Genomic DNA, 21,626 nt, shown 5'->3' with positions numbered 1-21,626 from the left:
TTATACTAAATTTTATCAAATGCTTGTTCTAAATCTCTAATTATATCTTCTGGATCTTCTATACCTATGGATAATCTTATTAATCCATCAGTAATTCCACTTACTCTTCTTTCTTCAACTGGTAATGATTTATGAGTCATTGTAGCTGGATGTTCTATTAATGTTCCAACATCTCCAAGACTTACTGCTATTTTTATCATGTTTAAGTTGTTGCATAAATCTTGTGCCTTTTCAAGTCCACCCTTTACTTCTATACAAATTATAGCTCCAAAACCTTTCATTTGTCGCTTTGCAAGTTCGTATTGTGGGAAAGATTTAAGTCCTGGATATATTACTTTTTCAACTTTAGGATGTTTTTCAAGATATTCAGCAACTTTCATTGCATTAGATAAATGTCTATCCATTCTAAGAGGTAATGTCTGCATTCCTCTCTTTACTAGGTATGCTGTAAAAGGAGAAATTAATGCTCCTAATTTTGTAACTCCTTCATGAAGTCCTTTTGTTATAAATTCTTTTGGTCCTACTATTGCCCCTGCAATGCAATCCCCATGACCATTTAAGTATTTTGTTGCACTGTAAACTACAAGGTCCGCTCCAAGCTCTAGTGGTTTTTGAACATAAGGAGTACAGAAAGTATTATCTACAACTAGCTTTAGATTATGTTTTTTGCAAAAATCAGAAACTTCTTTTATATCAGTTATTCTTAAAGTAGGATTTGCTGGAGTCTCTACATGAACAACCTTTGTATTAGGTTTTAATGCTTTTTCTAAAGCTTTCATATCTGAAGTGTCTACATAAGTTACATCTACTCCGAAGGGTCTTAACATTTTATCAAATAAACCATAAGTTCCTCCATATACAACATCCCCGCATATAGCATGGTCTCCCGCTTTCAAAAGCGCCATATGTGCATTTGCAATAGCAGCCATTCCTGATGCAAAGAACTTACAAGCTTCTCCACCCTCTAATGCTGCCAGCTTTTCTTCTAATTGTATTTCTGTTGGACTATGGTCTCTTCCATATAAGTAGCCAAACTTTTCACCTGTAAATATTTTATTTGCTTCATCTGTACTTTCATATGAATAAGTTGAAGTTTGGTATATCGGTGCTACCAATGCTCCTGTCGCTGGGCAAGGTTCTGACCCTACATGTACCGCTTTTGTACTAGGTCCCCAATTTTCAAATTCATTCATCTTCTCTTCCTCCTAAATAATTTATTTATATTGGTATAACATTCTCTCACCTTTTAAAAATTTTTTTATATCTTCAACAATCATTACTGAATGGTTATCTATAGCATCATATGTTGCTCCTGCAAGGTGAGGAGTAATAACTATATTATCTAATTCTGTTACAAATGGATGTTTTTTATATATTGGTTCAGCATGAAATACATCAAGAGCTGCTCCTGCTATTTTCTTTTCTCTTAAAGCTTCTATTAGTGCTTCTTCATCTACTATAGCCCCTCTTGAAGTATTTATAAAATAAGCTGTGCTTTTCATCATATCAAATGCTTCTTTACCTATAAGCCCTCGTGTACTTTCATCAACTTTGCAGTGACAGCTTATAAAATCTGATTCTCTAAGTAGTTTTTCAAAAGAGACCTTTGTTTGAACATTGTCATTTAATTCAATTTCTGAAACAAATGGATCATATATAAATATGTTCATTCCAAAAGCTCTTGCAATATTTGCAACTCTTTTTCCTATACTTCCATATCCTAAAAGTCCTAATGTATGGCCCTTAAGCTGCATTCCTTTAAACTCTATATATGGTGTTCCAGGTCCAAGGGCCCAAGTTATATCTTCTTTTAAGCCATCTTTAATTTGGCTTTCTGTATTTTCTTCTGACAAGTGTTTTCCATCCTTTAAGCTTTTATAGGCCATTGGAATTTTTCTTCCTATACTTAACATTAATGCTATGGTAAATTCTGCTGTGCAATCTGAATTTCTTCCAGGAGTATACAAAACAGGGATGTTTCTTTCTCTTGCACATTCGATATCTATATTTACAGGATTAGCTCTAGTACAAGCTATTAATTTTAGCTTTGGGCAAGCTTCTATAACTTTTCTTGTAATAGGATCATAGCTTGTAATTAAAATCTCTTTGTCTTTAAGATAATGAATCATTTCATCTTCTGTAAGCTTTCTTAATTCCTTTACCCATCCTTCATAGGTAAGTTCCATATAGTCTTTAAGTCCATTTATTATACTCTCATTTATTTCAGCAGTAACTAAAGCTCTCATTCTGTCCCCTTCTCTCTTTTGTTATACTAAATTTAGAATTATTTTCGATATTATACGAAATCAATAATCTCTTAAAACATAGCCGCTTTATTTTCCGTAAGCGTTTAAAAAGAAATCTCTCATGAAGCCTACTTGTTCGTCTGAAAGCGTTACAGGACTTCCTATACTCTTTGCAAGACAATATGATTGAAGAGAAACTTCTACAACTTTAGTTATCTTATAAGCATCTTTCATGTCTCTTCCAACGCATACTCCTCCATGGTTTGCAAGTAATACTGCCATTCTATCTCCAAGAGCGGTCACGCAATTTTCAGCAAGCTCTGCTGATCCTGGAAGTGCATACTCAGCAACCTTTATTCCACCTCCAACTATCTGTGCCATTTCGTCTAATACAGGAGGAACCTCTTCTCTTGTAGCTGCTATTGCACAAGTATATATGGAATGTGAATGCATAATAGCATTTACATCTTGTCTTTTCTTATATATAGCAAGGTGAAGTCCAGCTTCGATAGAAGGCTTTTTACCAGAAATTAAGTTTCCATCCATATCCACTACTGACATCATTTCAGGAGTTATGATTTCATAATCTACTCCACTTGGAGTTATTATCATATACTTTCCATCATCTGAACGAACGCTTATATTTCCCCACGTTCCCACAGTATATCCTTCCTTTAGCATTGACTTACCAGCTTGTATTACATCATTTTTCTCTTTTAAATAATTTCCCATCCAAATCACCTCATATAATTATATTTAAATCTAATTTAAGCTAACTTTAGTTTTTACATTGATAATAACTTTTTACTTTTAATCTATTTAATTTCCATGAAAAATTTCACTTCTAAGATTCCAATAATGAGATTCTACTTCTCTTAAACCTCTATATAATTTGTAAATTTTATCGTACATGACTTTATTTTTTTCATTTGGTATAAAAGTCTTCTTTATACGCAGAACACTTAAGGCTGCTTCACTTATACTACTGTAAACTCCCATTGCAACTCCTGCAGATAAAGCTGCTCCTTTTGCTGCATATTCTTTTCCGCTTTGTATTACCACTTCTTTTCCTGTACAATCTGCTATTATCTGAGCCCAATAATAACTTTTTCCTCCTCCTCCTCCTAAGTATATCCTGCCCTTACTTTCAACATCCTGCAAACAATCTTTAATAGATAGTGCAACTCCTTCATATATTGATTTTAATATATGATGTTTATTTGCATTAGACGAAATGCCAAAAAACTGTGCTCTAGCATTTGGATTAAAAAAAGGTGCTCTTTCTCCCCCAGTACTTATATATGGGTGGTGGATTATTCCTCCTGAACCTGGAGCTATGTCTTTTATAGACTCCTCTAAAATTTTATATATATCTTTTCCTATTTTTTTTGCCTCTTCTTTTTCACTTTGGAAAAATGTATTTATTGCCCAATCTAAGTTTGGTGTTCCTGCCATAGAAGCTATTACATTTAAGTAAAGATCTTGTATTGCGTGACACTCAAACCCCGAAGTATTTTCTCCATTAACATAGCAGCTCTTTCTTACAACACTATTGCAACAGGTTGTTCCTAAAATAGTACAACTATCACCTTCTTCTACTGCTGCCATTCCAACTGCTGCTGCTACAATATCCATAAGCCCAGCTGATACTGGAGTTCCTTCTAAAAGCCCCGTTAAATCAGAAGCTTCTTTTGTAACTCTTCCTACAAGCTTACAAGAATTAGAAAGAGGCTTGAATAGGAACTTATATTCACCAATTCCCAATATATCCAATATCTCTTCTGATATTTCTCCGGTTATTAAGTCTAACAAAGATGTTGATGTATCTGTAGTTTCAAGGCACAAATTTCCAGTTAACTTATACCTTAGCCAGTCCTTGCAAAATATGCACCCATAAGCTTTATCCAATGTTTCCTTTTCATGCATGGATAGCCATTTCAGTATAATCGAAGTGGCTCCCGGAAAAGGATGGGAACCTGTTATTCCCTTAATTTTGCAGGTCATCTTTTCATCCGTTTTTATACTTTCAACTATATCTATAGCTCTTCCATCAGACCACAGTATTGCGTCTCTCACAGGATTACCTTGATTATCTATAAGCCAGCAGCCTTCTCCTTGTCCTGTTATTCCCACACCAAGTATACTCTTAGGATTTATACCGTTATTAATCAAAACATTTCTTACTACGAAACAAAAATCTTCCCATAATAAGTTCATATTTTGTTCTGTCCAAGTTCTATGTTTAGTAATGATAGTATTATTTTTTTCTTCTACAAAGAGTTCTTCTCCCTTAAGATTAAACACTACTGCCTTTATATTAGAGGTACCTGCATCAATACCTAAAAGATAATTCTCATACACCATTTACACCCCCAAACTTTAATACTATGGCTTACTAATAATATTTAATATATTTTCAGCGGCTATATTATCAGTAATGAGAACATCTATAAATCCTCCTCTTAGCGCACCAAGTATAGCCTCAGCTTTATCTTTTCCTCCAGCTATACCTATCACTTTTGGAATTTTCTTTAAATCTTCCATACTTATCCCTATAACTCTGTTGCTTATACCTTCTCCTATTATCTCACCATCTACTGTGTAAGCTTGCAAACATATATCACCAACACCCTTATTTTCTTCTATCTTTTTAATTTCTTCTTCATTTAGATAGCTTTGCATATAGCTAGAAGATTTTTTAGCTATATTGCCTATACCAACTATTGCCATAGTACACTTTTTTATAATATTAAATGTATTTTTTATACTCTGTTCATTCATCATAGCTTCTTTAAAGTGCTCATCTTTTACTACGGCAGGTGCATATATAAGGTATGGTGTTCCATTAAGTTTTCTTGCCATAACTCTCGTTATTTCATCAGCCTTTATAGAAGGGTCCCTAAGGTTTGTCCCTCCAACAATTTGTACAACCGATATGTTATTCTTTCTGGCATTACTTAATGATGCAACAGTATTTGAAAGAGTTTTTCCCCAAGAAACTCCTATTATTTCATCATTATCTATAGCTCTTTCAAGATAAGAAGCTGCTGTCTTTGAAAGTCTATCTAGTAGATCATCCTCTTCTTCTACTGATGTTATCATTACTTCCCTTAAGGAAAATTCTTCTTCTAAAATTTGTTCTAACTTAACATAGCTTCCATCATAACCATTTACTTTTATTGTTACTATACCTTCTTCAACAAGACTGTTTACTATCCTATTTACTTTCTGCCTGGACATTTGAAACTTTTTTCCTATCTCTTCTTGAGTCATTCCAATATTATAATAATAATGGGCTATCTTAATAAGAGTCCTTCTATCTTTCATATTAGATTGATCTTCCTTTTCGTTTATTGTTACATTTGCTCATTTCATTTACTTTTGTCTTTTTATGCTTTTATTATACTCTGTACAATTTTGTTTTTCAATATATTTTTATAACATTTTATATTATTATTGTTTTTTATAAGTTTTGAGCATTTGTCACATATGTTGCATTTAAAAAATCATGTCAATATTTTTTCATATAAAAAAAGCTGTCAACAAAATTCTCTTGTTGACAGCTCTAAAATCAATAGCTCTTTTCTATTATCTATTCATAATTTTTAATATATATTCTGCAGTTTCATTATCAGTTATAAGAACATCTATAAAGTTTCCTCTTAATGCCCCAAGTATGGCTTCTGCTTTTTCCTTTCCTCCTGCTATACCTATTACCTTTGGAATCCTCTTTAAATCTTCTACTCCTATTCCTATTACCCTGCTGCTTATACTATTTTTTATTATTTCACCATTGATATTATAAGCTTGTAGACATATGTCTCCAACACATTTATCTTCTTCTAATCTTTTCAGTTCTTCCTTTGATAGGTAATTTTGCATGTATATTGTAGATTTTTCACTTAAGTTTCCTATTCCAACTATTGCTATAGTACACTTTTTTATTAGATTAAATATATTCTTTATACTTTGTTCACTCATCATAGCTTCTTTGAACTGCTCATCTTTTACTATAGCAGGAGCATACATAAGATATGGAATCCCATTTAGTTTACTAGCCATAGCCCTTGTTATTTCATCAGCTTTTATAGACGGATCTTTAATATTAGTACCACCTACTATCTGCACTACTGATATATTATTTTTTTTAATATTCCCTAAATTAGCCGCTGTTTTAGAAAGGGTTCTTCCCCAAGAGACTCCTATTATGTCATTACTATCAATTGTTCTTTCAAGGTAAGAGGCTGCCACCTTAGAAAGTTTATCCATTAAGTCTTCATCATTTTCTTTTGACGTTACTATTACTTCCTGTAATGAAAATTCTTTTTCTAAATCTTGCTCTAACTTTACATAGCTTTCTTCATAACCATTTATTTGTATAGTCACTATTCCATTTTCTATAAGACTATTGATTATTCTATTTACTTTTTGCCTTGACATTGAAAGCTTCTTTCCTATTTCTTCTTGAGTCATTCCAATATTGTAATAATAATGAGCTATTTTAATAAGAGTTCTTTTATCTTTCATAATTTACTTAATCATCCTTTACTTTTATTGTTGCATTTTATCATTAACTATCTGCCTTAATATATATTTGTAATTATTATACTTTGTGAATAAATTTAATTCAATACACTATTACATTTCGCTGAATTTATATATTTTAATACATACTTAACATTTGCTCACAAAAATATATTATATCTAGTCTCCATTTTATATTGACACTAGATATAATCTTTATAAATTAATATAATATATATGGCGATTCAATTTATATAGCAATTTACATTGATATTAATGAGATTAATTTTAAAATTAGATTAGAGGTGAAAATGTGAAAAGGACATATGGGATATTATATGCCATACTTTCTTCAGCAGCATTTGGTTTTATGCCAATTTTTGCAAAGTTAGCATATAATAACGGAAGTAACGCTCTTACAGTTTTAACACTAAGGTTTTTACTAGCTGCAATTATGCTTTATATATACTTTTCTATAAAAAAGGTTAATTTAAAAATTAGTAGAAATCAGCTTAAGATAATGTTTTTAATAGGCGTTATTGGTTATACTTCTACAGGAATAGGTTTATTTTTTTCCTATAATTACATTTCTGTAGGACTTGCAACTACAATGCATTTTGTATATCCTGCTGCTGTAATTATAATGAATTATATGATATATAAAGAGAAATTTACTAAATATAAAGTATTTTCTCTAATTTTATCACTGATAGGTGTATATATTTTAATAGGAGTAAAAGGACAAAGTATCCATCCTATTGGTGCAGCTTTAGCTATTACTTCAGGATTCACATACGCTGCATGTATTATGGGAATGAATCATCCTGAGATAAAAAAATTAGATAATACTATTTCGGTTTTTTATTTTTCTCTTTTTGCAGGTGCTTCACTTTTTATATTTACTGCTTTAAGCAATAAACTACGCTTTGATGTAAATTTTTATACAATTTCATCTGCTATAGGAATTTCTTTTTTATCTACTATAGTATCTATTGTTTTATTTATTAAAGCATTAAAAATAATAGGTTCTTCCTCTACATCAATATTGGGTACTTTTGAACCAATAGTAAGTATAATAATGGGAATAATATTATTTGGAGAAAAAATTACAATACCAATTATTATAGGAACCATTCTAATACTTTTTTCTGTAGTAATTATTGCAAAAGGTCAAGAAAAACCTAAAGAAGCTGATGTTCCTTTATAAAAATTTCAAATATAAAATAGTATTTTAAAAGCTTTATATAATTATAAATACAGGAATTTTCCTTGACTTAACTATATATTTTATTTAAAATTTGATTATTAAGTAAAGATAGGTGATAAATGATGAAATTACCCGAATTAATTATTGGAGATTTAAAAGCTTCAGTGCCAATAGTACAAGGTGGAATGGGAATTGGTATATCCCTTCACAAATTAGCTTCCGCAGTTGCTAATTCTGGCGGAATAGGAGTTATTTCTGCAGCACAAATTGGATTTGCAGAGTCAGATTTTCTAAAAAATAATCTTCAGGCTAACTTAAGAGCTTTAAGAAAAGAGATTAGATTAGCAAGAGAAATCAGTCCAAAAGGTATACTAGGAGTAAACCTAATGGTTGCAGCTAACAATTACAATGAATATGTTAAAATATGTATAGAGGAAGGCATAGATATAATCATATCTGGTGCCGGACTCCCACTTGAATTACCAAAGCTAGTGGAAGGAAGCAAGATTAAGATTGCTCCTATAGTTTCTTCTGCTAAGGCAGCTTCACTTATATGCAAAACTTGGGACAGAAAGCACAATGCTGCTCCTGACCTAGTTGTGGTAGAAGGACCTGAAGCTGGTGGTCATCTCGGTTTTCACAAAGAAGATATAACTGGCAATTCCACTACAATAGACGAAATTGTGGTAGCTGTAAAGAAAGCAGTTGAGCCTTATTGCGATAAATATAGTAAACATATTCCAGTAATTGCTGCTGGAGGAGTATTTGATGGCTATGATATTGCAAGGCTATTAAAACTTGGTGCAGATGGTGTTCAAATGGGAACAAGATTTGTAGCTACATATGAATGTGATGCTAGTAATGCATTTAAAGAAGCTTATGTAAACGCTCAAAAAGAAGACGTACAAATAGTAACTAGTCCAGTTGGTATGCCTGGAAGAGCCATTAAGAATAAGTTTATTGAAAGTGTTAATGGTAACGAAGGTAATATTAAATGTCTTTATAACTGTTTAAAACCTTGCAATCCAAAAACTGCTCCTTACTGTATATCTAAAGCATTAATCAATGCTATGGAAGGAAATCTAGATGAAGGACTAATCTTCTGCGGAAGCAATGTATATAAAATAGATAAAATAGTTTCTGTAAAAGATTTAATTCATGAATTAGTCCAACAAGCGGAATCAGTATAAAATCAGAGCCAGTTCTCTAGAATAAGTTTCTAGGGAACTGGCTCTTGATTATTAATTATATGATTTCCAAAAGTCACCATTAACATCAATAATATTCATTATTTCACTATAAGGTATCTTAAAGGTTGGGAATCCTGCCGCATATGGAGCTATTTCATAAGGATTAAAGTAAATATATAGTGCATCCTCATCTACATAGAAAGGCTGATCTTCTTTTATTCCCTTGTAACTATCAGGCCATACATAAGAATATTCTTTATTATTTTTTATTTCCTTCTCTATAATGTCACTTAGTACTTTTACGTAGTTACTGTCTTTTTTAAATAAATCTTTTAGGCTATAAAATTTTCCACTATTTAAATCTATATGATGATAATCTTTAGATGGAATACCATGAGCAGCACCAAAATAGTATTTATAGCCTATAATCTCTAATACAAGTAAATTCTTTTTAAAGAACTCCACTGAAAAATCACTAAGATATGTGTAATCTAACTGAATATCATTAGGGACATCTTTAACTTGTGATAATTCCTTTAGCTTTTTATTCACATCAACTTCTACACTTTTATCTTTTATACCTTCTATTTGTGGATAATACACTAAATAATCTTTATTAGGCTTAAACTTTTCTTCTCTTATCCTATATCCGTCTTGAAGAGGAATAATTGTGTTTTGTGTCCATATAATTTTTCCATGTTCATCTAAATAAGATATTCTAAAATCCACATCTGCTTTAATTAAATCTCCTTCAAAAGATAATGTGCCACTTCCATTAACTGTTGGCAATCTTTTTACTTGCTTTCCAGTGCTATCAATGAAAAATGTATTTTTAGCATCATATGCAGAAGCTAAGCCTTTATTATAATTAGATATACCGTAATAAATAAAACCTGTAAGGAAATTTCCATCAGTGTCAACCACAGCATACTTAGAACCTATATAGGGCTTTTCCTTATCTATAGCTATTCCAACAGCTACTCTATTTTCTCCTAATAAATTTATATTATTATATTTAGGATCTATTACATAATTACCTTTCTTATCAATAAGTCCATATTGGTTAATATAATCTTCTGACATATTTACTACAGCTCTTCCACCACTAAATGCTTCAACCCCTGTATATTTTGGAGGGATAACTACATTTTCATTTTCATCCATAAACCCAAATTTATCTCCATCATTTTTTTGAAAGGCTAAAAGCCCTTCTCCCATATTTCCCACATAGGAATACCTATTATAATTCTTCAATACTTCTCCATTAATTCCTATTAAAGCGTACTCTCCATTTCTTACTTTGACAATAGCCTTTTTATCTTTAAAATCACTAGCTGATTCATAGGCAGCATGAATTACTTCTTTTCCTTGTCTATCTAAATATCCATAAATCCAATTTCCTGCATTATCTACATCTGCATATAATGCTCTTCCTTCTTGAAAACTTCCTATAAAATTATAAGGTTTATCAGTTACTTCTCTTCCCATTTCATCTATTAAATTAAATCCATTGCTGTCAATAGCAACGGCTCTACCTTCTGAGAATTCATCTATGGTATCATATTTGGGATTTAGAATATATTCTCCCTTCATGTTTATAATTCCGTATAAACTATCAACTTCTACTATAGCAATACCATTTTCATTAAAATCACCGGCATATTTAAACTGAGGTTTAATTATGAAATTTCCCTTTTCATCTATATATCCCCACTTTACTCCATTAATAGTTTTAATAGATGCTGGATAAAGCTTTGTAACTCTATTTCGTGATTTTGACATTACCTCTTCTTTTAGCTTAGTCAACTCTTCTATAGATGGATATGGATACTGAAGCTTCATTGCTATTTCAATAGACTCTAATGCTTTTTTAAGTTCTCCAGACTTTATCTGTGCATCTGCAAGATAATACCAATAAAAACCAGCTTCTGGCATTTCTTTAATCTTTTCTTCATAATATTCAGCTACTTTTTTGAAATAATATGGGTATACATCTTCCGCTCTTACTAGCTTCCCATTTTCCCATCTATATACATCAACTTTATATGCTTCCCCTGTATCATGTCTCCAGAGTGCTATTTCATCTTTTCCATCTCTTCCAGATTTACTAGGCATATCTTCAACTTCAATTTTACTATAATATATGTCTTCATCTACTATATTTTTAAAGCCATAAGGCATCCATTTGTAGATATTAAGCTTAGCCCAAATTGCTCCTACCTGCCATCCTATAACTATTTCACTTGATCTCTTATTAGTAATAGCTGCAACCTTTAAGTAGTTTACATTATATCCTTCTCCTTCTATGTCAGCTACTACATGCCAAGAATTATAATAATTTTTCAATACAATAATATAAACTTTTTCTTTCCACTTATAAGCAGCAATTACTTCTGCTATTCCATCATTATCTATATCTCTTAGATATATAGCTGGCTTTTTCACAGAGTCCTGTAATTCTATAATCTGCCCTTCAGGAGGGAGATATTTTTTTACAAGATTAGAAAAACAAATATGGTACCACATAAAAAAACCCTTTCATAAATTTATATTCTCAAAATATTATATGAAAGGGTTTTTAACATGTGATTTTATATAGTTTAATTTAATTGTGCATCTCTTTTAATTTATTCATATCTTAATGCATCTATTGGGTCTAACTGAGCTGCTTTCCTCGCAGGATATATACCAAAGAATATTCCAACAGCAGAAGAAAATATTATAGATCCTAATACTGCAGCAATAGAAATAGATGGAGTTATCCCGGCAAAATTACCTATGATTTCTGCTCCTACAATTCCTAATGTCATACCAATGATTCCGCCAATTAATGAAATTATGATTGACTCAGTTAAAAATTGAACTAATATTATTTTAGTAGTTGCCCCTATTGCCTTTCTTATTCCTATCTCTCTAGTTCTTTCTGTAACGGATACAAGCATAATATTCATAACTCCAATACCTCCCACAAGCAGGGATATTGCAGCAACTGCTCCTATAAATGCAGTGAATATATTAAGAACATTATTAATTTGATCTACTGCTTTAAGTGCACTTTCTGCTGAATATACATTTTTCCCTCTATTATTATGTCTTGTTTGAATCAAATTTACTGCTGCATTTCCTGCAGTTTCACTATTTTCTTTTGAATCTGCCATAATTGTTATTACATCCATTTTAATTGGATTTGCTTGAATGTTTCCTATAAAAGTTATAGGAACAGTAACTAGTATAGGTCTACCGCTGTCATCTCCATTTCCGAATGGACTAGTGAATCCTTTTTCAACACCTATAATATTTATTTTCTTGCTGAGAGGTCCATCCCCTATTTTTATACTCTCTCCAACTACATCTTTATATCCAAATAATGCATTTGCAGAATATTCGTCTACTATTCCAACAGCTGCTCCTTTTTCGTATTCTCTTTCATTGAAGAACCTACCATGTGTTATTTCTGAATTATTAATATATACAAAGTCATGATTTCCAGCAGTAATCACAGCTCTTTTACTTTTTTCCTTTGAAACAGCTAATCCTCTTGTTTGAACTATAGGACTTACACATTTAACAGAATCAATTTTTTCTTTTATTTGTTCCACATCTTCAAAAGTAAAATAATCTGTAGATTGTGCTTTTGATTGGTCTAATCTAATATTTACAGAGGAAGCTCCAATTTTTTCGAATTCTTCAGTTATTGTCTTCTTTCCTCCTTGGCCTAAGGATATTATAGTTATAACTGAACTTATCCCAATAATTATACCAAGCATAGTGAGGAAAGAACGCATTTTATTTGCCTTTATACTTTCAAATGCCATCTTTACACTTTCAAATATATTCATTTTTTATCTCTCCCTAAAAGGATTCTGTTCTCTACCATTGAATCCGAAACAATTTCACCATCTTTAAAACGAATTACACGTTTTGCATGTTGTGCTATATCATTTTCATGAGTTACCATTACTACAGTAGCCCCTTCATTATTTAAATCTTGAAAGATTTTCATAATGTCTAAGGATGATTTTGTATCTAAATTCCCTGTAGGCTCATCTGCCATAATTACAGAAGGTGAGTTTACAATGGCTCTTGCAATAGCTGCTCTTTGTTTTTGTCCACCTGATATTTCATTAGGAAGATGTTTTGCTCTATCTCTAATACCAACCTTTTCAAGTGCATTTAGTGCCTTTTCCCTTCTCTCTTTTGATGTTATTCCTGCATATAACATTGGCAGCTCCACATTCTCTAAAATACTCATTCTTGGTATTAAGTTAAAAGCTTGAAATACAAATCCTATTTCTTTATTTCTAATATAAGCAAGTTCTTCATCCTTAAAACTTGATACATCTTTATCATTTAAAATATAACTACCGCTATCCATTTTATCAAGACATCCAAGTATGTTCATAAAGGTTGATTTTCCTGAACCTGAAGGTCCCATTATAGCAGCGAACTCACCCTTTTCTATTTTAAGATTTATGTTTTTTAAAGCAGTAAACTCTATGTCACCAGTTCTATATGTTTTGACTACATTATTTACCTTTAACATTGTCTTCTCCCCCTATAGACTCCTTTGCTTTTGTTCCATCTTTAATAGAAGTTGAAGGATTTAATATAACTTTTTCTCCTTTAATAATTCCTTTTTTAATTTCCATATATGTATCTGACTGAAGTCCTATTTCAACAGATTTTTCTTTAGCAATTCCATTTTCTAAAACATATACTAAATTTTTATTTCCCTTTTCAAATTTTACGCTTTCTACTGGAACCTTCAAAGCGTTATCTACCTCTCCTATGAGTATATCTATATCCACATCAAAATCAATTTTTAACTCTGGAGCTTTTTCTAAAATTGCTACCTCAACTCCTAATGTAGTATCATTTCCTGCCATTGAAGATATTTTTTTTGCTGCTGGATCAATAAAGGTGACCTTACCTTTATAAATTTTCTCTCCCCCTTTTATGGTTACTTCCTGTCCTACTTTAACCTTATTAGCATCATATTTTCCAAGAGAAACTATAGCTTTTAAATTCTCTATATCCTGAACAACAACAACTGGCTGCATTCCGTTACTTGCTGCTCCCTCCACTGCATTTAAAGCTGTTACAATACCTTCATTTTCCGCTATTATTGAACTTTGATTTTTCGAAAGATTTTGTTTTGCCATATCTAGTGATATTTTAGCTAGATTTACAGCATTATTTGTTTGTTTTAATTTTTCATCTGATATTGGCGTAATAGAACTTCTTTGCTGTTTTAGTGTCTCTAATTTAGCCTTATCCATTTGATTAGTACTTTTCTCAAGAATGCTAATCTGCCTATCCATATCTGATATTTTTTCTTTTATAATCTTACTTTGGTTGTACAAATCTTCCTTTTGAAGAATTGCATTATCATATTGTATTTGTGCTTGCTTTACTGTTAATGTTAAATCTTGAGTTTCATAAGTTAATAGTGTGTCCCCCTTCTTAACCTTATCTCCAACTTTAACATTTATTTTTTTTATCTTACCTTGGGTACCATAATATTCTTTGCTGTTTTGAGACTTTATAGTTGCTGTTGTAGATAAATATGACTTAATTTGTCCAACTTCGGACAAAGCTGTCTTTACGTTTGCCACACTATTATCTTTTCTTTTTCCTCTAATCCAAAATACTGCACTTATAATTACTAAAATAATTAAAATATAACTTATTAACTTTTTGTTTTTCATTAGTCTACCTCCAAACTTTATTCTAAGGCTTCCAGACTTAGCAATATATTAAGTCCATATAATTCACTTTATAACAATAACGCTTACTATTCAATGAAAAGCTGTAAAATTATATAAATTTCTAAACATCTACTGGCCTTTTAAGGACATTTATCATTAAAGCTGTGATTACTGAACCAATAAAAATTGAAACCAAATACATCGGCCAATTCTTAATTAATGGAAATATGAAAATTCCTCCATGTGGTGCTGGTGATGATGCACCAAAAATCATGGATAGTGCTCCTGCTACAGCTGAACCTATGACTATCGAAGGCAATACTCTCTTAGGATCTGCTGCTCCAAAAGGAATAGCACCTTCTGTTATAAAAGATAATCCCATTATATAATTAGTTTTTCCTGCCTCTCTTTCTGCTCTAGTAAATTTATCTTTAGAAAATGTAGTTGCTAGTGCAATTCCAAGTGGCGGAACCATCCCCCCAGCCATTACTGCCGCCATAATATGCCCATTTCCCTCTGCTATTGAGGCAACACCAAATACGTAAGCGGCTTTATTTATAGGCCCTCCCATATCTATAGCCATCATTCCACCCAAAAGTAATCCTAAAAATATTTTATTAGAGCAACTTAGAGAAGCTAACCAAGAATTAATCCCAATATTAATAGTTGATACTGGAGGATTAATAACAAATATCACCAAAAAACCTTCAAGCAATATTCCAAACAGTGGAAGCAACAATACAGGTTTAATGCTTTCTAGGGATTGTGGTAGTCTGCTAAAAGCTTTCTTTAAACCTCTAACTATATATCCAGCTATATACCCTGCTGCTAGTACCCCCAAGAATCCTGACCCACCAGATGCTGCCAAAGCTCCTCCTACAAATCCAGGAGCAAGAGCTGGTCTATCAGCAATAGCTGATGCTATAAATCCAGCAAGTACTGGCAGCATAAATCCAAAGGCTACCTCTCCCAAATCTTTAAAGAATTTAGCTATAACGTTTACAGAGCCATAGTTAGCTATACCGACATTGTTAATATCTAACATAAAGGATATTGCAACTAATATCCCCCCTCCTACGACAAAGGGAAGCATGTTAGAAACTCCATTCATAAGGTGCTTATAAGTCTGTATTTTGATACCATCTTGCTTAAACTGTTTGACACTTTTATCAGCTTCAAATATATCTCCCTGCTTATTTAAGGCCTTTTCTATAAGTTCTTGGGGCTTTTTTATTGCCTCTGAAGTAGGAACTTGAATAACTACTTTACCATGAAATCTATCCATATCTACTTGTTTATCAGCTGCAACTATTATTGCTGCAGCTTGCTTAATTTCATCAGCAGTAAGCATATTTTTAATTCCAGTAGAACCATTAGTTTCAACCTTAATATCTATATTCATTTTATTAGCCTTGTCTTTAAGGGCGTCTGCTGCCATATAAGTATGCGCTATACCAGTAGGACAAGCAGTTACAGCTAAAATCTTCATATTATTCTTAGTATTATCTTTTAAAGTATTCTCTGACTTTGGTTCTACATTATTTTTTTTATCTCCAAGTACTTTATTTTCTTCTTCATCTATTAACTTCAGTACTTCCTCTTCTGAATTAGCTTTTAAAATTCTTTCTCTAAAACTTTTATTCATAAGTAAAGTGGATAATCTTGAAAGAGTTTCTAAGTGCTCATTGTGCGCCCCTTCACTAGCAGCTATCATAAAGAATAACTTTGCAGGCCCACCATCAAGAGAGTCATAGTCTATACCTCTTAGAGCTCTTCCAAAACATATAGCTGGATTTTTCACTGCTGTTGTTTTTGCATGTGGAATGGCAATCCCCCTACCAATTCCAGTAGTGCTTTGACTTTCTCTCTCTAAAATTGCTTTTTTATACTCCTCTTTATTATTTAAACTTCCTGCATCATAAAGCTTTTCTACAAGTTTGTTAATAACGTCATCTTTTGAGGAAGCATTTAACTCTAAAACTATGGCCCCTTCTTTAATTAAATCTGTTATTTTCATTTTGTTCCCCCTGACATTTAAACTAGCTTCTTAATATCAACTTCCTTTAATAACCTCTTAACATCCTCTATTTTACACAAATCCTGTGAAAATGCTGTAGCACTACCAGCTGCAATTCCCCATTTAAAGGATTCTAAAATATTTTGCGATTTTGAATAATTGGCTAAAAACCCACCAATAAGAGAGTCTCCTGATCCTACAGAGTTTTTAACTAAACCCTTAGGAGCAATTGAATAGAATGCACCCATATTCGATACGAGGATTGCTCCTTCTCCTCCCATTGAAACGATTACATTCTCCGCTCCTAAATCAATTAACTTTTTGCCATAATTAATAACTTCTTCTTTACTATCTATTTTTGATTTAAAAATTTCACTTAATTCATAGAGATTAGGCTTTATTAAAAAAGGTCTATTCTCAAGAGTTGATGTTAGTGCCTCTCCTGTAGTATCAACTATTATTTTAGCATTAGTTTTTGAGCATCTCTTCTGGATCTTTGAATAGATATCTCTCGGTATTGACCTCTGAACATTTCCTGAAAGTACTAGAAAATCTTCATCTGTCAGTCTATTTAACTTTTCAAATAATTCATCTATTTTTTCTGATTTTATATATGGCCCCTGTCCGTTTATTTCAGTTTCACTATTTACTCTACTTTTTCCATTTTCATCAGTTCTTTCACTGCCGCTAATCTTAACATTTATCCTTGTATCCTCTTCTATTATTATAAAATCAGTATATATTCCTTCATTTTTTAAGCATCTGTCAATATATCTTCCAGTAAAACCTCCTATAAAACCTGAAGCTATGCTATCTGTGTCTAATCTTTTTAATACTCTTGATACATTTATTCCTTTTCCACCAGGATATTTATAGTTTTTCTCTGCTCTATTAACTTCTCCTATTAAAAGCTCTTCTACCTGAAGATAGTAATCTACTGATGGATTAAGAGTTACTGTATATATCATAGTTATATCACACCTTTTTAAGAGCCAGTCCCCCGGGAATTATTCCCAGGGGACTGGCACCTGCTTAAATTTGTAAGTTGCATAAAGCTGCCTTGATACTCATATAATCAACTTCTTCTGGAAGAGCATCCTTTATAGGTCTTAACTTTTCTCCCCCAACTTGTTTTATTGTTTCATATATAAGTTCTTTGTGTTCATTTGGAATAAAATCATCCAAATTAACTTCTAAACCTTCAAGATAGCATCTTATAATATGATCTTGTATGGTTGTAATTTTCAATTCTCTTTCTCTAGATATTTCGTCTAAAGGTTTACCCCCTTTATACATATTAAAAGTTATTACATGGCTTGGAATCTTTTCTTCTTCACTACTGTATTCTTCTTCTTTTTCTGAAGATGTAACTCCATTTTCCTCAGCATACTTTTTTATAATTTCTAAAAATTCCTCTCCGTACCTTTTAAGTTTCGATTCTCCAACACCTTTAATCTTAAGTAATGCAGATTCAGTTTGTGGAAGATACTCACTAATTTCTCTAAGAGTACTATCTGGAAAAATGATGTAGGGTGGAACTTTTTCTCTTTCAGATATAGACTTTCTAAGGCTTCTAAGAATCTCAAAGAGTGAATTATCCACTTTTGTTTTCTGAGCTTTTTTCTGAATCTTTTTAAATACCTGCTCTTCTCCTTTAAGTACAGTAAGTGCCCTTTGTGTTAGACGAACTACTGGATATTCACTTTCCGTAAGACACATATATTTTTCAGCAATTAAAACATTTATCATATTTTTAATTTCTTTTTCACTATATTGTTTCATAATTCCATAGGTAGATAACTTATCAAAGTTTTGCTCAAAAACTTTTTTATTCTTAGACCCCTTAAGTACTAACGCTATAAGTGTAGTTCCAAATCGCTGATTCATTCTTGCTACACATGAAAATATTTTCTGCGCCTCTATAGTTATATCTACACTTTCAGTTTCATTATTACAAGAACTACAATTATTACAGTTTTCTCCGAAATCTTGTTCTCCAAAATAATTTAATATATATCCTCTAAGACATCTTTCAGTATGGCAGTAATCGGCCATAATTTGAACTCTTTTATATTCCATTATTTTTCTATCATGAAAATTTGTATTTTGGTCAATTAAATATTTTTGAAGTACTACGTCCTGTTCTCCAAACAATAATATACATTCACTAGGCTCTCCATCTCTTCCTGCACGTCCTGCCTCTTGATAATAGGCTTCCATATTTTTAGGCATATTGTAGTGAATAACGTATCTTACGTTGGATTTATCAATCCCCATACCAAAGGCATTTGTTGCAACTATAATACTTATATCATCATATAAAAATGCCTCTTGATTTTTCTCTCTTTCAACTTCACTTAATCCTGCGTGATATCTGCCAGCACTAAAACCTTTTCTACTCAGCAATTCATATAAGCTGTCCACTTCTCTTCTAGTTGCAGCATATATAATCCCCACTTTATCCTTATTATTTTCCACATAATCTAATATAAAGTCTTTTTTATCTACTCCCTTTACAACAGATAAATAAAGATTTTCCCTATTAAATCCTGTTAAAAATACTTTAGGATTTCTTAATTCTAGTAGCTTTACTATATCTTCTTGTACTTCTTCTGTTGCAGTTGCTGTAAAAGCTGCCACAGTAGGTCTATTAGAAAGTGTTCTTATAAATCTTGCTATTTGTCTATAGCTAGGTCTGAAGTCATGTCCCCATTGTGAAACACAGTGGGCTTCATCCACTGCTATTAAAGAAATATTCATACCCCTCAAAATTTCACAAAAACTTTCAGATTCCAACCTTTCTGGAGCAACATATAGTAGAGAATATCCACCATTTTCAGCTTCCCAAATTCTTTCTTCCACTTCCAACTGGCTTAAAGTGCTATTAATATAAGCTGCTTTTATCCCCATATTATTTAAAGAATCTACTTGATCCTTCATAAGAGAAATAAGTGGAGATATTACTAGAGTCAGCCCTTCTAGCATAAGTGAAGGAATCTGATAGCATATAGATTTTCCTGCTCCTGTGGGCATTATAGCAAAGGTATCTCCCCCATTTAGAATGTTACCTATGCTCTTTTCTTGCCCAACTCTAAATTCGGAATACCCATAGTATCTTTTTAACAGTTCTTTAGCTCTTTCCAACAAAATAAATTACCCCTTTTGATTTTATTGTTTTTATTATATTTATTGTATTTATTTCCAATAAGCATTTTTTTATACTATCATTTTAATTATATATTATCACACTATCTTAACACGGCGAAGATTCTCTGTTGAATTATTCTTATGTTAATAATTCAAATATAGTTACTGTCTTGTTTCATCTTGATCCTCTAAATATTCAGGTCTTTTTTTAGAAAGCACTATATTACTCAAAAAGAAATCTTTTAAATCTTCAAAATTGAAAGGTGCTATAGGTGCCGTATAAGGTATTCCATAGCTTGTTATAGATGCTAACTTTACAACTATAAATGTAACTCCCATAATAAACCCAAACAATCCAAATATACCCGTAATGATTATAACTCCAAACTTTAATAGTCTTATAGGATCCATTATAGTATAATCTGGAATAGCAAAGGAAGACATTAGTGTAAGGGCTACTATAATTACCATTAATGGACTAACTAATCCAGCAGCAACTGCAGCCTGACCTATAACTATAGTTCCAACTATACCTATTGCTGGTCCAATCTGTTTTGGGAGTCTTGCACTGGCTTCCCTTAGCAATTCTACTACCATCTCCATAAGCACTGCCTCTACTAGTGCATTTACAGGAACTGTAGTTCTTGAAGCTGCAAGGGCTAATATATATTGTGAAGGTATAATATCAGCATGAAATGCAACTATTGCAACATACAATGCCGAAAGAGTAAGCGTTATAATTAGTGCTTCAATTCTTAAAACTTTAACAAATAATGCTATATAGGTACTGTCATAATGGTCATCGGATGAATCTAAAAATTCAATAAAATTTTTAGGGGTTATTAAAGCTAAATTGCTTCCATTAGCCATGACGCACACTTTTCCATCTAATATACTTGCACATGTAGAGTCTGATTTTTCAACAACCCCAATCTGCGGGAATAAAGTGGTTTCCTTATTAGAAATAAACTTTTGAATATATCCAGATTCCATGATTCCATCAACTTCTATGCCCTCTATCTTTTTCTTCACTTGATCTACATATTTTTTATTGGCTATATCAGCCATATAAATTACTGCTACAGTGGTTTTGGTTCTTTTTCCAACAATAATATAATCAATCTTCAATGATTTATCCTGTATTCTATATCTTATTAAGGATAAATTTGAATCTAAATTTTCAGTAAAAGCATCTTTCGGAGATCTTATAGTAGTTTCAACTTGTGGTGATTCAACACTTCTTTTTTCAAAACTTACAGTATTGGCAACTAAATATTTATCTTCATCTAATATTGCAATAACAGTTTTGCCTTCCAATACATATTTTTCAATTTTTAATTCATCCTTATCTTCAAAAACATCATCTATATAAATAACAGAACTAAAAATTGTATCTAAGTTTAAAGGCTCTTTTTTATTATACTGAAGTAGTGGTCTTATTATATTATTTGATATACTATCCCTATTTGTAATTTGTGGAATAAAAACTATATGAACCTCTTTATCATTAATCGTTATCTTTCTAACTATTAACCCAGAAATTTCATTTGTAATCTGTTGAATTTTATTTATATATTTATTTTTCAT

The 21,626-nt window shown here is 31.7% G+C and carries 16 protein-coding genes; 2 read left to right on the top strand and 14 right to left on the bottom strand.

Features of this window, described 5'->3' with window-relative positions; all coding sequences use genetic code 11:
* Positions 1–5: 5 nt before the first annotated feature.
* The 6 genes from ACWW38_RS15065 to ACWW38_RS15040 all read right to left on the bottom strand — a co-directional run bounded on the left by ACWW38_RS15065 (position 6) and on the right by ACWW38_RS15040 (position 6,773).
* Positions 6–1,193, bottom strand: a complete 1,188-nt coding sequence (locus tag ACWW38_RS15065; RefSeq protein ID WP_456258349.1) for a trans-sulfuration enzyme family protein — start codon at positions 1,191–1,193, stop codon at positions 6–8.
* Between the two features lie 21 nt (positions 1,194–1,214).
* Positions 1,215–2,246, bottom strand: coding sequence for a 2-hydroxyacid dehydrogenase (locus ACWW38_RS15060; protein WP_456258348.1), 1,032 nt, complete (start codon positions 2,244–2,246; stop codon positions 1,215–1,217).
* A gap of 87 nt (positions 2,247–2,333) precedes the next feature.
* Positions 2,334–2,978 (bottom strand): class II aldolase/adducin family protein, encoded by a 645-nt coding sequence (locus tag ACWW38_RS15055; protein WP_456258347.1) that lies wholly within the window; start codon positions 2,976–2,978, stop codon positions 2,334–2,336.
* Between the two features lie 87 nt (positions 2,979–3,065).
* Positions 3,066–4,610 carry an FGGY-family carbohydrate kinase gene (locus tag ACWW38_RS15050; protein ID WP_456258346.1) on the bottom strand — a complete coding sequence of 515 codons (1,545 nt, stop codon included), beginning with the start codon at positions 4,608–4,610 and terminating at the stop codon, positions 3,066–3,068.
* 21 nt (positions 4,611–4,631) lie between these two features.
* On the bottom strand, positions 4,632–5,573 hold the full coding sequence (locus ACWW38_RS15045) for a sugar-binding transcriptional regulator (protein WP_456258345.1): 942 nt from the start codon (positions 5,571–5,573) through the stop codon (positions 4,632–4,634).
* Between the two features lie 261 nt (positions 5,574–5,834).
* On the bottom strand, positions 5,835–6,773 hold the full coding sequence (locus ACWW38_RS15040; RefSeq protein ID WP_456258344.1) for a sugar-binding transcriptional regulator: 939 nt from the start codon (positions 6,771–6,773) through the stop codon (positions 5,835–5,837).
* Positions 6,774–7,083: 310 nt separating this feature from the next.
* Here ACWW38_RS15040 and ACWW38_RS15035 point away from each other — a divergent pair, with 310 nt between their 5' ends.
* Together ACWW38_RS15035 and ACWW38_RS15030 are read left to right on the top strand one after the other, a co-directional pair.
* The gene (locus ACWW38_RS15035) at positions 7,084–7,977 is read left to right on the top strand and encodes a DMT family transporter (RefSeq protein ID WP_456258343.1); all 894 of its coding nucleotides are present in this window, start codon (positions 7,084–7,086) and stop codon (positions 7,975–7,977) included.
* 122 nt (positions 7,978–8,099) lie between these two features.
* Positions 8,100–9,167 (top strand): NAD(P)H-dependent flavin oxidoreductase, encoded by a 1,068-nt coding sequence (locus tag ACWW38_RS15030; RefSeq protein ID WP_456258342.1) that lies wholly within the window; start codon positions 8,100–8,102, stop codon positions 9,165–9,167.
* Between the two features lie 51 nt (positions 9,168–9,218).
* Here ACWW38_RS15030 and ACWW38_RS15025 read toward each other — a convergent pair whose 3' ends face one another.
* The 8 genes from ACWW38_RS15025 to ACWW38_RS14990 all read right to left on the bottom strand — a co-directional run bounded on the left by ACWW38_RS15025 (position 9,219) and on the right by ACWW38_RS14990 (position 21,626).
* Positions 9,219–11,693 (bottom strand): WG repeat-containing protein, encoded by a 2,475-nt coding sequence (locus ACWW38_RS15025; protein ID WP_456258341.1) that lies wholly within the window; start codon positions 11,691–11,693, stop codon positions 9,219–9,221.
* A gap of 101 nt (positions 11,694–11,794) precedes the next feature.
* Entirely contained in the window at positions 11,795–13,006 is a 1,212-nt protein-coding gene (locus ACWW38_RS15020) for an ABC transporter permease (RefSeq protein ID WP_456258340.1), read from the bottom strand.
* On the bottom strand, positions 13,003–13,710 hold the full coding sequence (locus ACWW38_RS15015) for an ABC transporter ATP-binding protein (RefSeq protein WP_456258339.1): 708 nt from the start codon (positions 13,708–13,710) through the stop codon (positions 13,003–13,005). Before ACWW38_RS15015 ends, ACWW38_RS15020 begins: the two co-directional genes overlap by 4 nt.
* Positions 13,694–14,875, bottom strand: a complete 1,182-nt coding sequence (locus ACWW38_RS15010) for an efflux RND transporter periplasmic adaptor subunit (RefSeq protein ID WP_456258338.1) — start codon at positions 14,873–14,875, stop codon at positions 13,694–13,696. Before ACWW38_RS15010 ends, ACWW38_RS15015 begins: the two co-directional genes overlap by 17 nt.
* A 121-nt stretch (positions 14,876–14,996) precedes the next feature.
* Positions 14,997–16,892 carry a PTS fructose transporter subunit IIABC gene (locus tag ACWW38_RS15005; protein WP_456258337.1) on the bottom strand — a complete coding sequence of 632 codons (1,896 nt, stop codon included), beginning with the start codon at positions 16,890–16,892 and terminating at the stop codon, positions 14,997–14,999.
* Between the two features lie 17 nt (positions 16,893–16,909).
* Complete coding sequence (gene pfkB, locus ACWW38_RS15000) at positions 16,910–17,860, bottom strand: 1-phosphofructokinase (RefSeq protein ID WP_456258336.1); 951 nt, start codon at positions 17,858–17,860, stop codon at positions 16,910–16,912.
* A 64-nt stretch (positions 17,861–17,924) separates the two neighbouring features.
* Positions 17,925–20,039, bottom strand: coding sequence for a DNA helicase RecQ (gene recQ, locus ACWW38_RS14995; protein WP_456258335.1), 2,115 nt, complete (start codon positions 20,037–20,039; stop codon positions 17,925–17,927).
* Between the two features lie 162 nt (positions 20,040–20,201).
* The gene (locus ACWW38_RS14990) at positions 20,202–21,626 is read right to left on the bottom strand and encodes a spore germination protein (RefSeq protein ID WP_456258334.1); all 1,425 of its coding nucleotides are present in this window, start codon (positions 21,624–21,626) and stop codon (positions 20,202–20,204) included.

This window comes from Clostridium sp. JNZ J1-5 (assembly GCF_053901425.1).
This window is presented reverse-complemented; position numbering and strand designations above follow the sequence as displayed.

Excerpts from the sequence above, each read along its gene's own strand:
- ACWW38_RS15065 (WP_456258349.1), bottom strand. The coding sequence starts at position 1,193 with ATGAATGAATTTGAAAATTGGGGACCTAGTACAAAAGCGGTACATGTA.
- ACWW38_RS15060 (WP_456258348.1), bottom strand. The coding sequence starts at position 2,246 with ATGAGAGCTTTAGTTACTGCTGAAATAAATGAGAGTATAATAAATGGA.
- ACWW38_RS15055 (WP_456258347.1), bottom strand. The coding sequence starts at position 2,978 with ATGGGAAATTATTTAAAAGAGAAAAATGATGTAATACAAGCTGGTAAG.
- ACWW38_RS15050 (WP_456258346.1), bottom strand. The coding sequence starts at position 4,610 with ATGGTGTATGAGAATTATCTTTTAGGTATTGATGCAGGTACCTCTAAT.
- ACWW38_RS15045 (WP_456258345.1), bottom strand. The coding sequence starts at position 5,573 with ATGAAAGATAGAAGGACTCTTATTAAGATAGCCCATTATTATTATAAT.
- ACWW38_RS15040 (WP_456258344.1), bottom strand. The coding sequence starts at position 6,773 with ATGAAAGATAAAAGAACTCTTATTAAAATAGCTCATTATTATTACAAT.
- ACWW38_RS15030 (WP_456258342.1), top strand. The coding sequence starts at position 8,100 with ATGAAATTACCCGAATTAATTATTGGAGATTTAAAAGCTTCAGTGCCA.
- ACWW38_RS15025 (WP_456258341.1), bottom strand. The coding sequence starts at position 11,693 with ATGTGGTACCATATTTGTTTTTCTAATCTTGTAAAAAAATATCTCCCT.
- ACWW38_RS15020 (WP_456258340.1), bottom strand. The coding sequence starts at position 13,006 with ATGAATATATTTGAAAGTGTAAAGATGGCATTTGAAAGTATAAAGGCA.
- ACWW38_RS15015 (WP_456258339.1), bottom strand. The coding sequence starts at position 13,710 with ATGTTAAAGGTAAATAATGTAGTCAAAACATATAGAACTGGTGACATA.
- ACWW38_RS15010 (WP_456258338.1), bottom strand. The coding sequence starts at position 14,875 with ATGAAAAACAAAAAGTTAATAAGTTATATTTTAATTATTTTAGTAATT.
- ACWW38_RS15005 (WP_456258337.1), bottom strand. The coding sequence starts at position 16,892 with ATGAAAATAACAGATTTAATTAAAGAAGGGGCCATAGTTTTAGAGTTA.
- pfkB (WP_456258336.1), bottom strand. The coding sequence starts at position 17,860 with ATGATATATACAGTAACTCTTAATCCATCAGTAGATTACTATCTTCAG.
- ACWW38_RS14990 (WP_456258334.1), bottom strand. The coding sequence starts at position 21,626 with ATGAAAAATAAATATATAAATAAAATTCAACAGATTACAAATGAAATT.